The following is a 15,395-nucleotide window of genomic DNA, read 5'->3' as shown; positions in this document are numbered from 1 at the left end:
CCGCCCTGGTCGACGATGACCGTCCATCACGCCTCGGTGATCGCCTTCTCGACGGTGAGCAGCAGGTTCGGCGCCTCGGCCGCCGGCAGGCCGCCACCCTGGGCCAGGTCGGGGCTGCCCCCGCCGCGCCCGGAGAACGCCGCCTTCACCAGGTCAGAGGCGGCCAGGCCCCGACTGCGGGCGGCCGCGTTGACCGCCACCACGAGCGACGCCTTGCCGTTCGCGCGGGCCGCCACCGCGACCACCGCCGGCCGCGCCGGATCGATCTTGCCGCGAATCTCCTGCGCCAGGGTCCGTACGTCGTTACCGGCCGCGCCCTCCGGCGCCTCGGTGCCCACGTACGCCACCCCGCGCACATCCTTGGCCTGCGCGGCGAGCGCCCCCGCCCCGCCCAGCACCAGCTGGGCGCGCAGCTTCTCCAACTCCTTCTCCGCGTCCCGCAGCTGGGTGACCGTCTGCTCCACCCGGTCGGCGACCTGGTCGTTCGGCACCCGGTACAGCTCGGCCAGCCGGGAGACCAGCAGGTGCTCCCTGGCCAGGAAGCCGAAGGCGTCCATGCCCACCAGCGCCTCGACCCGGCGGACACCGGAACCGATCGACGACTCGGAGAGGATCTTCACGAGGCCGAGCTGGGCCGAGCGGGCCACGTGCGTGCCGCCGCACAGCTCGCGGGCGTAGTCGCCGACCTCGACGACCCGCACCTCCTCGCCGTACTTCTCGCCGAACAGCGCCATCGCGCCGATCCGCCGCGCCTCGTCCAGCGAGGTGATGAAGGCGTGCACCTCAAGGTCGGCCAGGAGCACCTCGTTGACCTGCTGCTCCACGTCCCGCAGAACTGTCGGCGACACACCCGTCGGGGTGTTGAAGTCGAACCGCAGCCGGCCCGGCGCGTTCAGCGAACCCGCCTGGGTGGCCGACTCGCCGAGGAAGTTGCGCATGGTCTGGTGCACGAGGTGGGTGGCCGTGTGCGACCGGGAGATCGCCCGCCGACGGGTGGTGTCGATCTCGGCGTAGCCGGTGTCGCCCGGGTGCACCTCACCCCGGATGACCCGGGCCCGGTGCACGATCAGGCCGGGCACCGGCTGCTGCACGTCGAGCACCTCGACCTGACCGTCGCCGACCGTGATGACGCCGTGGTCGGGCTGCTGGCCACCGCCCTCGGCGTAGAACGGGGTCGTGTCCAGCACCAACTCGACGGTCTCACCCTCGGTCGCCGCCTGGCGCGGACCGTCGGCGCCCAGCAGCGCGCGCACCCGCGACTCGCGGGCCACCTCGCTGTAGCCGGTGAACGTCACCGGGCCACCGGCGTCGAGCACCGACCGGTACGCCGACACGTCGGTGTGCCCCGTCTTGCGGGCCTGCGCGTCCGCCTTCGCCCGGGTCCGCTGGTCGGCCATCAGCCGCCGGAAGCCCTCGTCGTCGACACTGAGGCCCTGCTCGGCAGCGATCTCCAGGGTCAGGTCGATCGGGAAGCCGTACGTGTCGTGCAGCTGGAACGCCTTCGCGCCGGACAGCGCCGTGCCGCCCGCCGTGCGGGTCTCGGCGATCGCCGTGTCCAGGATCGTCGTCCCGGCACGCAGCGTCGACAGGAAGGCTTCCTCCTCGGCGTACGCGTACTGCGCGATCCGGTCGAAGTCGGTCGCCAGCTCCGGGTACGACGGCGCCATGCAGTCCCGCGCGACCGGCAGCAGCTCGGGCAGCGCCCGGTCCTGCCACCCGAGCAGTCGGATCGACCGGATCGCCCGGCGCATGATCCGGCGCAGCACGTAGCCGCGGCCCTCGTTGCTCGGGGTCACGCCGTCGCCGATCAGCATCAGCGCGGTCCGTACGTGGTCGGCGACCACGCGCAGCCGGACGTCGTCCGGGTGCGACTCGCTGGCCACGTGCCCGGAGTGCGCGCCGTAGCGCTTGCCGGTCAGCTCGGCCGCACGGGCGAGGATCGGCCGGACCTCGTCGATCTCGTAGAGGTTGTCGACGCCCTGCAGGATCGACGCCATCCGCTCCAGGCCCATGCCGGTGTCGATGTTCTGCGCCGGCAGGTCACCCAGGATCGGGTAGTCCTCCTTGGTGGTGCCCGGACCGCGCTCGAACTGCATGAACACGAGGTTCCAGTACTCCATGTACCGGTCCTCGTCGACCGCCGGGCCGCCCTCACGGCCGTACTCCGGGCCCCGGTCGTAGAACAGCTCCGACGACGGACCGCACGGCCCGGGAATGCCCATCGACCAGAAGTTGTCCGCCTTGCCCCGGCGGACGATCCGCTCGGGCGGCACACCCACCGAGCGCCAGATCTCGTACGCCTCGTCGTCGTCGAGGTAGATCGTCGGCCAGATCCGCTCCGGATCCAGCCCGTAACCACCCTCGGCGATCGGCTTCGTGGACAGCTCCCACGCCAGCGGGATCGCGCCCGCCTTGAAGTAGTCGCCGAAGGAGAAGTTGCCGTTCATCTGGAAGAACGTGCCGTGCCGGCTGGTCTTGCCGACCTCGTCGATGTCCGGGGTACGGATGCACTTCTGCACGCTCACCGCCCGCCGGTACGGCGGGGTCTGCTGGCCCAGGAAGTAGGGCACGAACTGCACCATGCCCGCGTTGACGAACAGCAGGTTCGGGTCGCTGATGGCGGGCAGCGGAGCGGACGGCACCACGGCGTGGCCGTTCGCCTCGAAGTGCGCGAGGTACCGCCGCTTGATCTCCGCCGTCTTCATCGCTGGTGTTCCTCCGGAAAAATGTCTCGATCGCCGATCCGCGGGTCTTCCCGCAGCTCGGCGAACTGGTCGTCGAACGCCTCGCCCTGGGCGAACGCCTGGTGGATCTCCTGCTCGCGCTCGGCCATCCCGACCCGGACGTCCTCCACGAAGCTACGCAGCGATTCCACCAGGCCGCCAGCGGATTCCGACAACGTGCTGGCGATGCCGGCCGGGGTGTACGCCTGCGCGGTCCGGGTCGCCTTGCGGACCACGATCACGCCGACGGCCACGCCGATGCCGAGCCAGAACAACCGCCTCATGTCTTGCTACCTCCTGCTGGCCCGGCCGGTCAGCGGTTGCCGCGCCGGGCGGCCCGCCGCTGCTGCTTGATGGTGTCGCGCACCTCACGCTCGGTCTCGGCGTGCCGACGGCCGGCAGCCGCCTTGCGCACGCCGTAGCCGAACGCGGCCACCTTGACCAGCGGGTTCGCGGCCGCGGCGGAGACCACGGTGGCCAGGTTCGCGACGTTGGCGGTGACGTTCTGGGCGTGGCTGGTCATCGTGTCGACCTTCGCCAGCTGCAGGTTCACGCCGTCGAGCGACGTCTGCACCTGCTCCAGGGCGACGTTGACGTTCTTCACCGTGGTGTTCACGTCGCCGAGCAGCGGCGCCGTCCGATCGTTGAGGTCGTTGATCATTCGCGTGGTGGCGTCCACCGTGTGCCGCAGCCGCAGGATCGGCAGCGTCAGGATCAGCACCAGCACCGCGAACGCGCACGCCGCGATCAGCGCCGCGACCTCTCCAAAGTCGCCCACGCGTCTCCTCCTCAAGCAGATTTCCGCCGGACCCGACGTCCCCGGAACGCACAACCTGGTGCCCACCGGACCCACCGAGCCGTCACCGGTCGCCGGGCACGGGCGGGCCCGCCAGCCCCAGACCCTACCGTCCGTGATGGAGCGCGGCTCAGGACGGTGAGGGTGTCACGTCGCTCAGCGGATCCCCGCTGACCGTCGGGAACGGATCCTCTCCGGTCAGTGACGGATCGGTGCTGGGCTGCGGCCTGGTCCGCTCGTCGTCGATCGCGTTGCGCACCTTCACCGACACCAACGAGCCGGCGCAGTCTCCCGCAGCGGCCGACGGCTCCGGAGACGGCACGATCGCCGGCTCCCCGTCGACCGGTGGCGGTACGCAGGCCGGCGCCCGTACCCACAGGTCGAGGGTCAACTCGTCCTGACGCCAGCACGTGTAGCTGCCCTTGGTCTCCTGCTCCGGGCAGCGACTGACCTTCCACGGCTGCCAGCCGTCCTCGCGCAGCGCGGCCTCGTAGACCTTCGCCGTCTCCTCCGGCGACTTCTGCGAGGTGACGGTGCGCTCGCGCAGCCGGCAGTCGAGCAGACACCAGCGGCTGCCGCTGACGTCGTCGACAGTCTTCGTCGCGGCCCACGCGGGCACGCCGAGCTGGTCCAGGTTGTCGAAGACCGGGTCCCGGCTCAGCGTCCGGACGCCGAAGAAGAGCGGTACCGCGCCGAGCAGCACGACGCTGACCAGCGCCAGGACGGCCACCCGCAGCCGGCGTCGTTCGCGTGACTGCCGGCGTACCTCGGAACGGGCACCCGGGGCGTCGTCGTCGGACGCGTCCTGACCGGCCGCGCGCAGCGCGGGCCCGTCGGTCGGTTCGGCGACCGGCGCCGTCGCGGCGGGCACCACGACGGCGGCGCGGGCCACACCGGCGGGCTCGCCGGGCCGGCCGGCCGGTGGCACGGGGGCGACACCGCTGGGCTCGGGCCGGCCAGCCTCGCGGGGCGGCGGCAGGGCACGACCCGCGGCACGGTCCGCAGGTCGCGGGGCGGCAGCACGCGCGGCCACTGGTGATCCGGGGCCGGCGTGCTCGGAGCCGGCCCGGTCGTCGCCGACAGGCGGCTGCCCGACGCCCGGTGGGCGGACGGCGGCGCGAGCCGGACCGTCCGGACCGGCGCCCGGCGGGACTGCCGCACGGGCCGGGCCGTCCGGGCGTGGTCGGGCCGAGCCGGGGCGGGCAGGGGCGTCCGGGCCGACGCCGGGGCGTACCGCCGCACGAGCGGGACGCGCCGGATCGACGCCCGGCGGACCGGCGGGCCGGGCCGGAGCATCCGGGCCGGCGCCTGGCGGCACGGCGGCGCGAGCCGAGCCCTCGGGCCGGGGGCGGGGCGGACCGTCCGGACCGGCGCCCGGCGGGACGGCGGCGCGAGCCGGGCCGTCGGGGCGAGCGGCACCCCGCTCGGGCGTGCCTGCGCCGGGACGGGGCGGACCGTCGGGACCACGGCGACCGGCGCCGGAGACCGGCGCCTCGCCGGGCGCGAGTCGGGCCCGGCCCCCGGGCGGGGCGGAGCGGGCGCCCCGCACCGGCGCCTGTCGCCCGCCGTCGGCGGGGCCGGCATACGGGTCGTCGGCCGGTCCCGGACGACCGGTGGATCCGTCGGGGCCGGACTCCGCCGGCGGGCGGCGGCGTCGGTTGATCGGATCCGCGGCGGACCCGGCACCGGCTCGACGACCGACGGGCCGCTCACCGGCGACCGGCGGATGGGGCACGGGACCGCTCGGCTGCTCTCCGGTGGGCTCCGACCCACCGGGCCGGACGGCCCGGCGACCGGTGGGAGCGTCCGCGCCCGGGTCGGCCGGTGGCCCGACGGGACGACGGCCGGCGGCGCGTTCCGCGGCGGGATCGGGCACGGCGAGTGGGCCACCGGAGCGATCGGTCAGATCACCGGCGGGCGGCGGGGCGGTGCGGTGGCCGACGGGCCGGTTGGCGCTCGGGGCCTGCGCATCGCCACCGCGGCGGTTGACCACCGGCAGGCCGGGGTCGGTGTGCGGCAGCCGGCCAGCCTGACGCAGCCAGTCGGCCGGGCGCTCCGGACGGTCCGGGCGGTCCGCCCGCGGCTCACCGCCGGTCGGCGCGCGTCGGCCCTGGTCGTCGGGGACCGCTCGACGGCGGCCGGTGCCGTCGGTGGACGTGACGCTGGCGGACCCGGCGCTGGCCGGCCCGGCGCTGGCGGACCCGGCGCTGATGGGCCCGGCGCTGATGGGTCCGGTGGACGCCTCCGGCATCGGTGGGGCATTGCCCGATCGGGGCACCACCGGCGCGTCCGGCTCGGCGGCACGGCGGCGACCGCCCCCGGCCGGGCGGGCCTGGCCGGAGGGCTCCGGCGCTCCCGGGTCGACCGGGCCGGGACGACGCCGGGCCGTCCGCGGGTCGTTGTCGATCGCGGGGTCGGCTCGCAGCCCGTCCGCGACCTGCGGCGCGACGCCGGGCGGCGGCCCGTCGAACCGGGCGGGGCCGGGCGCGGCGGGTGGCCCGTCGAACCGGGCGGGGCCGGGCGCGGCGGGTGGCCCGGTGGGTCGCGCCGGATCGGGAACGGGGCCGGTCGTACGTCGGCCGCCGGCCAGACCGTCACCGGTCAGCGGCCGGCCGCCATCGGTCGGGTCGGGCCCGGGTCGGCGGCCCGGCGGCACGGCGTCCTGCCGGCGCAGCGGCGGCATCGCTTCCGCCCGCCCGGTCGGGGCGACGGCATCCGGGCGGTGGCCGGCCGCAGGGCCCGCAGCCGCCGGCCCTGCGGGCGGGCCGGACGGTCCCACTGTCGGACGCGGTCGGACCGGAGCGCCGGTGGTCGGGCGGGGCCCCGGAGGGCTCGCCGCGTCACCGCCGGCCGGGCGAGCCGACTGCGGCGCGAGGGGTGGCGCGGCGGCGCGGGGGCCGGTGCCGGGAACCGGCTGGGCGCCACGCGCCGCCGGCTGGCCCGCGGCCGGCACGGCGGGCCGGGAGCGGTCGGCGGGTGGGCGGCCGGGATGCTCGCGCTCGGCGGGCGGGCGGGCGTCCATGAGGCGACCCGGCGGGGGCGCCTCGCCCGGCCAGGGGCCGTCCACGGGGCGGCGCGTTCCGGCGGCCTCCGCGTCTGGACGGCGTGGGCCGGGCGGCGCGTCCGGCGGCGGCGACGCGCCCGTGCGCGGCGGCCCGGGCTCGGCGGGTGCCCCGTCCGGGCCCAGCTCGCCGCGTTGCTGCTTGGCCGAGCGCAGGTCGTCGATCCAGCCGAACTCCTCGCCGGCCACCGGCTCCTCCGGCTCGGCCTCGGCTCGGCCTCGACCCCAGCGGCGGCCCTTCGCGCGGGGATCACGCCGCTCGTCCAGGCCCTCGTCGGGGCGGTCCGCACCACGCGATCTCACTGTTGACCCTCTCCTGCGGCGTCCGTGCCGCTGTCCTGCTTCGTGCGGGGACCGCCCGCTTCCGCGGCCGGTTGGCCGTTCCGACCGACAAGCGCCGGGGCGGGCTGCGGTGTTACCGCCGACCCCGCGCTCGGGGCCGCCACCGACGGGCCCGCTGTCGCGGGCGAGGAGGCGGTCGGGGTTTCGGGGCGGGCGGGCGGGGGCGGCAGCCCGCGGACGATCCGGCGCAGCACCGGCAGCCGTGTCGACACCGACCGTTCCGCCCCGTGCGGGCTGGGCTGGTAGTAGTCGACGCCCACCAGGTCGTCCGGGACGTACTGCTGGGTGACCACGCCGCGCTGGTCGTCGTGCGGGTAGCGGTAACCGGTGCCGTGGCCCAGCCCTCGGGCGCCGGCGTAGTGCGCGTCCCGCAGCCCGCGGGGCACCGAACCGCCCCGGCCGGCCCGTACGTCGGCGATGGCCGCGCCGATCGCTGTGGTGGCCGAGTTCGACTTCGGTGCGGTGGCCAGGTGGATCACCGCCTGCGCCAGGTTGAGCTGCGCCTCGGGCAGGCCGACGTACTCCACGGCGTGCGCGGCGGCGGTGGCCACGCTCAGCGCTGTGGGGTCGGCCATGCCCACGTCCTCGCTGGCGAAGATGACCAGCCGTCGGGCGATGAACCGGGCGTCCTCCCCCGCCACCAGCATCCGGGCCAGCCAGTGCACGGCGGCGTCCACGTCCGAGCCGCGCATGCTCTTGATGAACGCGCTGACCACGTCGTAGTGGGCGTCGCCGTCGCGGTCGTAGCGCACCGCCGCCACGTCGACCGCCTGCTCGGCGGTGGCGAGGTCGATGCGCCCGGCGCCGAGCGCCGTGGCCGAGGCCGCCGCGGCCTCCAGCGCGGTAAGCGCCTTGCGGACGTCACCGGCGGCGAGCCGGACCAGGTGGTCCTCGGCGTCGGTGGTCAGGGTGAGGGCGCCGCCCAGGCCGCGCTCGTCGGTGACCGCGCGGCGCAGCAGGCCGCGTACGGCGTCGTCGTCGAGCGGTTGCAGGGTGAGCAGCACGCACCGCGACAGCAGGGGTGAGATGACCGAGAAGTACGGGTTCTCGGTGGTCGCCGCGAGCAACGTGACAGTACGGTCCTCGACGGCGGCGAGCAGCGAATCCTGCTGGGTCTTGCTGAACCGGTGCACCTCGTCGATGAACAGCACCGTCTGCGGGCCGCCCGAACGGCGCTGGCGACGGGCCGTCTCGATCACCGCCCGGACGTCCTTGACACCGGCCGAGAGGGCCGACATGGCGACGAACCGGCGGTCGGTGGCGGCGGCCACCAGGTGCGCGATGGTGGTCTTGCCGCTGCCGGGCGGTCCCCAGAGGATGACCGACATCGCGGCGCCGCCGGAGACCAGTTGCCGCAGCGGTGCGCCGGGAGCGAGCAGGTGGTCCTGCCCGATCAGCTCGTCCAGGCTCGCGGGCCGCATGCGGACGGGCAGGGGCGAATCGTCCGCTACCGGAGTGAAGCCGTCGACACCGGCGGGGCCCTCGGGCGCGCTGCGCGGCCCGGTGGGCGCACCGAGGGAGAAGAGAGCGTCGGACTCCATCACGAAGACAGTACCGGGCCCGACCCGCAACGCCGGAATCGCGCTGCGGGCCGGGTCACCGCTGATCGGTCTCGGTCAGCCACGGCCGGGGCGACGGCCCCGGTACCAGCGACCGCCGCCACCGCCGCGCGGGCCGCTGCCGACGCCGGCCAGGTAGAGCGAGAGCAGGAGCAGGCCGATGAGCACGAGGGTGTTCCAGTTGAACAGGTCGGGGGCGCCGAAGTCGGTGTTGAGCAGGTCGAGAAGCAGAGCGAAGCCAAAGACGATGGCCGCGAGAATGGCGAGCATGTCGGTCCTCCGGTGGGGGTTCCCAGTAGGTCGGCGCGTGATGTACCCAATCGGTCGACTCGTCAATCTCCACCGTGGATCAGCACGCGGGCTGGCGGACCCGGCGCGGCCGCCGGTACGGCGGCTCCTAGGCTGACGTCATGATCATCGACGACCAGGCGATCCACGACCGGGCCGCCATCCTGGCCGCCGCCGGTGACCACCCGTTCGTCCGGCACTCGCTCTCGCCGGGTGTGCCGGCGCACGGCTTCCGGCGCGACGGCGCCGTGCTGTGGTTGCTGCCGCCCGAGCGCGGGCTGGGCGCCGACGCCATCGGCCCCGTCGAGCCGGTGCTGGAGATCTGCGCCGCGCTGGTCGCCGACGGGGTGCTGCGGCCGGAGCACCGGATGCACCTGCCCCGGCTCGACCCCGCCGTGGTGGCGGGCCGGCTGGCGGTGGACGAGTTCGTCGACTGGGAGTTCCACTGGACCACCGTGACGCCGCCGGCGCAGCCGGACGAGCAGCGGGTCGTACGACTCACCGACGCCGACCGCCCGGCGCTCGCGGCGCTGGTCGACGAGGCGTTCCCGACCACCACCACGCGCCCGGACGACCCCCGGGTGCTCGACTGGTACGGCATCCGGGACGGCGGCCGCCTGGTGGCGTGCGGCGCGGACCGCAGCCGGGGCGACGTCGGGTTCCTGGCCGGCCTGACCGTCGCCCCCGACCAGCGGGGCCGGGGGCTGGGCGCGGCGCTGACCGCCGGCATGACCCGGGCGTTGCTGGCCCGGCACGACACGGTCGGGCTCGGCGTCTACCCGCACAACGTCCAGGCGGTGCGGCTGTACCGCCGGCTCGGCTTCACCGACGCCCTGTCCCTCACCGCGATCCGCCTCGGCTGAGGCCGCACACCGACACCGGGGCGTCGGTGAGCGGCCGTGCCACCGGGCGTCGGTGAGCGGCCTCGGCGCCGGGCGCCGGTGAGCGCCCTTCGCTACCGATCGGCGGGGACCGGGGCCACTGTCGGCTCGCTGGCGGGAGCGGGTCGACGGCCGGCCAGCCAGGCGGGCAGGTAGAGCGGCGCGGCGACGGCCAGCACCACCGCGCCGACCACCATCGCGGCGCTGACGCTGACGCTGGCGGCGATCGCGGTCAGGACCACCCCGCCGAGGGCTGCGGACGGCTGCCCCATCATCGAGTTCAGCGAGAGCACGCTGGTCCGGTACGGGCCGTCGACCTGGCGGTGCAACAGACCACTGTGCAGCGGGTTCGACGCGCCGTGCACGGCGTAGCAGGCCAGGTAGGCCACCAGCACTCCGACCGGCCCCGCGAACAGCCCCATCCCGACCACCGTGACGCCCTGCAGGATGCGCAGCAGGGCCGCGCCCGGAGCCGCCCCGAACCAGCGCAGCAGCAGCGGGGTCAGTGCCGCGCCGGCCGCGCTGGCGAGCCAGGCGGCCGAGCTGGCCGGCCCGAGCAGCGCGGCGGCGCGTTCCGGGTCGCCGACCACCTCGGCGAGGCGGACCGGCAGCAGCGACTCGAAGGTGACCATGCCGAAGCCCCAGAACAGCTCCACCGCCACCAGGGCCAGCAGCACCCGGGAACGGCGCAGCAGACCGATGGCCTGACCGACCATCCGGGGCGCCTGCACCACCGACGCCCGCACCGCCGCGAACCCGGTGGCCGGCCGCTCCTCGACCAGCAGGACCAGCAGCGCGACCAGCGCGACCGCCTGGGCGACGATCGCGACCAGCACCGGCACGGTGAGCGCGCTGACCGGCCCGAGCGGCCCGAGCGCGACCAGGCCGCCGCTGAGCAGCGCACCGCCCGCGATGGCCCCGCCGATCACGGTGCCGGCGTACCCGAGGCCCTTCTCGTACTCGGCCTGCGGGTCGGCGGCCAGGGTGGCGTCGACGTACCAGGATTCCAGCGGGCCGCTGTCCAGTGCCCGGTAGACGCCCTGCAATGCCCAGACCAGGAAGAACAGCGCGAACGAGTCGGCCACCGCGAACAGCGCCAGCGAGGCGAGGTTGAGCGCTCCGGCGGCGAGCAGGACGGGTCGGCGGCCGAGGGCGTCGGCGAACCCACCGGTGGGCAGCTCCAGCGCGAGCACCAGCAGCCCCTGCGCGGTGCCGACCAGGCCGATCTGCGGCAGCGAAAGGCCGCGCTCCTGCATCAGCAGGATCATCACCGGGATCATCAACCCCGTGGGCAGCCAGCGCAGACCGTAGAGGGTGAGGTAACGACGCCGGACCTGGCGTACGGTCAGCGCGCTCACGACGCCACCTCCATTCGCGACTGCGGGGCTCGCAACCCCGGCTCACTCCTCGCGCTCATCGGGGACCGTCCAGCAGCGGGTAGGCGGCCAGGAAGACCTGCACCGGACGGGCCTGCGGGTCGGCGGGCTCGGCCACGTCGACCGGCTCGGCCTCCCGGTGGTACCGCTCCAGCACCTCCCACACTTCCGTCTTGAGGGCCTCCAGCCGGTCCGGCGGGATGGTCATGAACACGTCGCCCATGCCGAAGGCGTCCCGCCAGGCGGGGGACCACTCGTGCTGGGTGGCGAACCAGCGCTCGGCGTGCTCGACGAGGAGGCGCACCTGGGCGCCCTGGATCCACTCGATCGCGGCACGGGCGTCGGGGTCGTCGTCGAAGTCGCTCGGCTCCCAGCTCGTGACGTCGTGCGCGGCCTGCCACCAGCGCTGGCGTCCGCTGCCCCGGTCGGGATCCTCGATGACCAGCCCGACCTCGGCGAGTTGGCGCAGGTGGTAGCTGGTCGCGCCGGTGTTGGTGCCGAGCAGCTCGGCGAGCGTGGTGGCGGTGGCGGGCCCGTTCACCCGCAGGGCGCCGACCAGCCGCATCCGCAGCGGGTGCGCGAGCACCCGGACCTGCCGCTTGTCGATCCGCACCTCGCGCGGGGCGGGCCGCGGGGTCGCTTCGTCATTCGCCATGACTGCACACTATCTCTGCACACTTTCTATGCACAAGGGTTGTGCATAGAAAGTGTGCATGAGGTCAGGCCAGGAGTTCCCGCACCCCGCGCAGTCGCGTCCGGAGCAGACCTGCGGCGCGGGAGGAGTCGAGGCGTACGTCGCTGGGGCGGACCACGCCGGCTGCGGTGGCCGTGGTGGTCTTCAGGCCCGTCGCGTCCAGACCGAACCGCTCGGCGACCAGCAGACCCAGCTCGGCCCGGCTGACCGCGTCCGGACCGGCCACGTTGAGCAGCCCGGCGTACGACGAAGAGGCCAGCTCCAGCACGGCGTCGGCCAGGTCGCCGACCTCGATCGGGCAGCGGAACTCATCGGTGAACAGGACGGCCCGACCGGCCAGCGCCTCGCGGCAGAGCTCGATCTGCTTGCTGCCCTCTCCCAGGATCAGCGAGGTCCGCACCAGCGCCGCACCGGGGTCGATCGCCCGTACGGCGGTCTCCGCCGCCGCCTTCGCGGCCCCGTACGCGTTGACCGGGCTGGGCGGGTCGTCGTCGGCGTACGGCGTGGGACGGCCGCCGTGCAGCGCGTCGCTGGACAGGTGCACCAGCCGCGCCCCCACCTCGGCGGCGGCGAGGGCCACGTACGCGGCCCCGTCGGCGGTGACCGCCCAGTCGTCGTACCGATAGGGGGTCGCGACCACAGTGTCCGGCCGCACCTCGGCGACCAGCGTGCGCACGGCGGCGCGGTCGGTCACGTCCAGCCGCCGCCCGACAACGCCGGACACCCCGACGGACCCGCAGTGGTACGTCCCCACGACCGAGAACCCGGCGCCGACGGCCCGCCGACAGACCTCCCGGCCCAGAAACCCGCTACCCCCGACAACAAGCACCCGCATCCCAGCCCACTCCCCCACCGATGATCAAGAGGTTTGCGTCATCTCGCGGGGCGATGATGACGCAAACCTCTTGATCAACCAAGCAAGGGCAGTGGGGGGTGCGGTCAGACCGGGTCGGCCACCGGGGCTGCCGGGCCGGCCGTGCCGGCGTGCGGGGTGGCCGCGGGCTTGGGCTTGGCGTCGATGCCGGCCTCGGTGCGCTGCTGGGCGGTGATCGGGGTCGGCGCACCGGTCAGCGGGTCGAAACCGCCCCGGGTCTTCGGGAACGCGATGACCTCGCGGATCGAGTCCGCGCCGGCCAGCAGCATGCAGACCCGGTCCCAGCCGAACGCGATGCCGCCGTGCGGCGGTGCGCCGTACTTGAACGCCTCCAGCAGGAAGCCGAACTTGTCCTGCGCCTCCTCCGGCGTGATGCCGAGCAGGTCGAAGACCCGCTTCTGCACGTCGCCCCGGTGGATACGGATCGAGCCGCCGCCGATCTCGTTGCCGTTGCAGACGATGTCGTACGCGTACGCCAGGGCGCGGTCCGGCGCCTCCTCGAACCGGTCCACCCACTCCGCGTTCGGCGAGGTGAACGGGTGATGCACGGCCGTCCAGCCACCCTCGTCGGTCTTCTCGAACATCGGCGCGTCGACCACCCAGCAGAACGCCCAGGCGCTCTCGTCGATCAGGCCGGCCCGCTTGGCGATCTCGACCCGGGCAGCGCCCAGCAGCTCCTGCGCCTCGCGGGCGTTCGTGCCGGCCGCGAAGAAGACCGCGTCGCCCGGCTTGGCGCCGACCGCGTCGGCGAGCCCGCCCAGGTGCTCGGCGGACAGGTTCTTGGCCACCGGGCCGCGCGCCTCGCCGGTCTCGGCGTCCAGCACCACGTACGCCAGACCCCGCGCGCCGCGCGCCTTGGCCCAGTCCTGCCAGCCGTCCAGCTCCTTGCGGCTCTGCGCCGCGCCACCGGGCATCACGACCGCGCCCACGTAGCCGCCCGCGTCGATCGCGCCGGCGAACACCCGGAACTCGGTGCCGCGCAGGTAGTCGGTCAGCTCGGTCAGCTCCACGCCGTAGCGCAGGTCCGGCTTGTCCGAGCCGTACCGGGCCATCGCGTCGTGCCACGTGATCCGCGGGATCGGCCGGTTGATCTCGTGCCCGGCCAGGTCCTTCCACAGCGCCGAGACGATCGCCTCGCCGAGGTCGATCACGTCGTCCTCGGTGACGAACGACATCTCGATGTCGAGCTGGGTGAACTCGGGCTGCCGGTCGGCGCGGAAGTCCTCGTCGCGGTAGCAGCGGGCGATCTGGTAATACCGCTCCATGCCGCCGACCATCAGCAGCTGCTTGAACAGCTGCGGCGACTGCGGCAACGCGTACCAGCTGCCGGGCTGGAGCCGCACGGGCACCAGGAAGTCGCGGGCGCCCTCGGGCGTCGATCGGGTCAGCGTCGGCGTCTCGATCTCCAGGAAGTCCCGCTCGTGCAGCACCCCCCGGGCGAGGTGGCTGGCGCGCGAGCGCAGCCGCAGCGCGTTCGCCGGGCCACTGCGACGCAGATCGAGATAGCGGTACCGCAGGCGCAGGTCGTCACCGGCCTCGATCTGGTCGTCCACCGGGAGCGGGAGCGGCGCGGCCTCGGAGAGCACCTCCAGCTCGACGGCCGTCACCTCGACCTCGCCGGTGGGCAGCTCCGGGTTCTCGTTGCCGGCCGGCCGGCGGGTCACCTGGCCGACGACCTTCACGCAGAACTCGTTGCGCAGCGCGTGCGCGTCCTCCTCGCGGAACACCACCTGGACCACGCCGGAGCCGTCGCGCAGGTCGACGAAGATGACGCCGCCGTGGTCACGCCGGCGGGCCACCCACCCGGCGAGCGTCACCGTCGAGCCGGCGTCCGCGGCGCGCAGGCTTCCGGCATTGTGGGTACGGATCACGGCTGGCAACTCCTCATCGTGGAACAGTCCTCACCCGCATTCTGTCAGGGGTGGCCGGCCCCGCTCGGGGGCACCCGGCAGGCCGGCACGATTCGCAGGTGAGCAGGCGGCGGGCCGCGCGCTTCGCCGGTGGGCAGCCTGGCGAACCCGGCTCGCCGGGCCGTCGCGCCGGTTAACGTGGCCGAATGCGCGCCGTACCGAACTGGGGCGTCGCCACGGCGGTGGCCGCGCCGGTGCTGCTGGTGGGCGGGTGGACGGTCGCGGGCGCCCGGCAGCCGGCCGGGTACGACCCGGTCCGCGACACCATCAGCGAGCTGGCGGGGCACGACGCCACCGACTCGTGGATCATGATCACTGCACTGCTGCTGCTGGGCTGCTGCTACCTGGCGATCGCCGTCGTGCTGCACGCGGCCGGGCTGCCCAGCCGCTTCCTGCTCGCCGTCGGCGGCGTGGCCACCATCGCGCTTGTCGCTTTTCCCCGGCCGGCGGTCGGCGGATCGCTCAGCCACGGCATCGCGGCCACCATCGCCGTCCTGGCGTTGGCGCTCTGGCCGGCCGGGTCGGCGCTGCGGTTGCCGCGAGGTCCGGACGCGGCACATCCGGGCGCCCCGCAGCCGCCCTGGGCGTTTCGGCGGGGCGTGGCGCTGAGCGCCACGATCGTGCTGCTCGCCCTCTTCGGCTGGTTCGCGTTCGAGGTGACCAGCGGATCCCGGACCGGCCTGGCCGAACGGGTGACAGCCGTGGGCGTGTCACTCTGGCCGCTGCTGGCGGTCCTCTCCGCCCGACGGGCACACCTCGCCTGGGCCGGCGACGGCGCCACGCCGCTCGGGCCCGCCGTGGCGGCGACAGGTGTCGTACCGCCGGATCCCCTGTTCCCCACGGACGGACCGGACCGCCTCGCCTGAGGCGGCGCGGGCGGCGGGGCGGACG

Annotated in this window: 12 protein-coding genes; 2 read left to right on the top strand and 10 right to left on the bottom strand. The window is 74.8% G+C overall.

Features of this window, described 5'->3' with window-relative positions:
• Positions 1-26: 26 nt before the first annotated feature.
• The 6 genes from alaS to ACLQ27_RS23465 all read right to left on the bottom strand — a co-directional run bounded on the left by alaS (position 27) and on the right by ACLQ27_RS23465 (position 8,751).
• Entirely contained in the window at positions 27-2,705 is a 2,679-nt protein-coding gene (gene alaS / locus ACLQ27_RS23490) for an alanine--tRNA ligase (RefSeq protein ID WP_357497672.1), read from the bottom strand.
• Positions 2,702-3,007, bottom strand: a complete 306-nt coding sequence (locus tag ACLQ27_RS23485; protein ID WP_357497670.1) for a hypothetical protein — start codon at positions 3,005-3,007, stop codon at positions 2,702-2,704. Before ACLQ27_RS23485 ends, alaS begins: the two co-directional genes overlap by 4 nt.
• A 29-nt stretch (positions 3,008-3,036) precedes the next feature.
• A complete protein-coding gene (locus ACLQ27_RS23480; protein ID WP_234588104.1) occupies positions 3,037-3,501 on the bottom strand; it encodes a DUF948 domain-containing protein in 465 nt (154 codons plus the stop codon).
• Between the two features lie 148 nt (positions 3,502-3,649).
• Complete coding sequence (locus ACLQ27_RS23475; protein WP_234588149.1) at positions 3,650-4,342, bottom strand: hypothetical protein; 693 nt, start codon at positions 4,340-4,342, stop codon at positions 3,650-3,652.
• 2,537 nt (positions 4,343-6,879) lie between these two features.
• Positions 6,880-8,463 carry a replication-associated recombination protein A gene (locus ACLQ27_RS23470; RefSeq protein ID WP_357575911.1) on the bottom strand — a complete coding sequence of 528 codons (1,584 nt, stop codon included), beginning with the start codon at positions 8,461-8,463 and terminating at the stop codon, positions 6,880-6,882.
• A gap of 75 nt (positions 8,464-8,538) precedes the next feature.
• Positions 8,539-8,751 (bottom strand): hypothetical protein, encoded by a 213-nt coding sequence (locus tag ACLQ27_RS23465; RefSeq protein WP_007458297.1) that lies wholly within the window; start codon positions 8,749-8,751, stop codon positions 8,539-8,541.
• 140 nt (positions 8,752-8,891) lie between these two features.
• On the opposite strand from ACLQ27_RS23465, the gene ACLQ27_RS23460 reads away from it, so the two are divergent.
• The gene (locus ACLQ27_RS23460) at positions 8,892-9,632 is read left to right on the top strand and encodes a GNAT family N-acetyltransferase (protein WP_357497664.1); all 741 of its coding nucleotides are present in this window, start codon (positions 8,892-8,894) and stop codon (positions 9,630-9,632) included.
• A 92-nt stretch (positions 9,633-9,724) separates the two neighbouring features.
• Here the strand turns inward: ACLQ27_RS23460 and ACLQ27_RS23455 are convergent, their stop codons facing one another.
• From ACLQ27_RS23455 to aspS, 4 genes are all read right to left on the bottom strand, one after another.
• Entirely contained in the window at positions 9,725-11,008 is a 1,284-nt protein-coding gene (locus tag ACLQ27_RS23455; RefSeq protein WP_357497662.1) for an MFS transporter, read from the bottom strand.
• A gap of 55 nt (positions 11,009-11,063) precedes the next feature.
• Entirely contained in the window at positions 11,064-11,681 is a 618-nt protein-coding gene (locus ACLQ27_RS23450; protein WP_357575912.1) for an ArsR/SmtB family transcription factor, read from the bottom strand.
• A gap of 64 nt (positions 11,682-11,745) precedes the next feature.
• The gene (locus ACLQ27_RS23445) at positions 11,746-12,555 is read right to left on the bottom strand and encodes an SDR family oxidoreductase (RefSeq protein ID WP_357575913.1); all 810 of its coding nucleotides are present in this window, start codon (positions 12,553-12,555) and stop codon (positions 11,746-11,748) included.
• A gap of 104 nt (positions 12,556-12,659) precedes the next feature.
• Positions 12,660-14,465: an aspartate--tRNA ligase gene (gene aspS / locus ACLQ27_RS23440; RefSeq protein ID WP_357575914.1), complete on the bottom strand. Its 1,806-nt coding sequence runs from the start codon at positions 14,463-14,465 to the stop codon at positions 12,660-12,662.
• A gap of 185 nt (positions 14,466-14,650) precedes the next feature.
• Here aspS and ACLQ27_RS23435 point away from each other — a divergent pair, with 185 nt between their 5' ends.
• Positions 14,651-15,370 (top strand): DUF998 domain-containing protein, encoded by a 720-nt coding sequence (locus tag ACLQ27_RS23435; RefSeq protein ID WP_357497654.1) that lies wholly within the window; start codon positions 14,651-14,653, stop codon positions 15,368-15,370.
• The last annotated feature ends 25 nt before the right edge of the window (positions 15,371-15,395 follow it).

This window comes from Micromonospora sp. DT63 (assembly GCF_049841615.1).
GTDB lineage: Bacteria > Actinomycetota > Actinomycetes > Mycobacteriales > Micromonosporaceae > Micromonospora.
The sequence above is the reverse complement of the archived record's forward strand: the minus strand, read 5'-3'. Positions and strand labels throughout refer to the sequence as shown.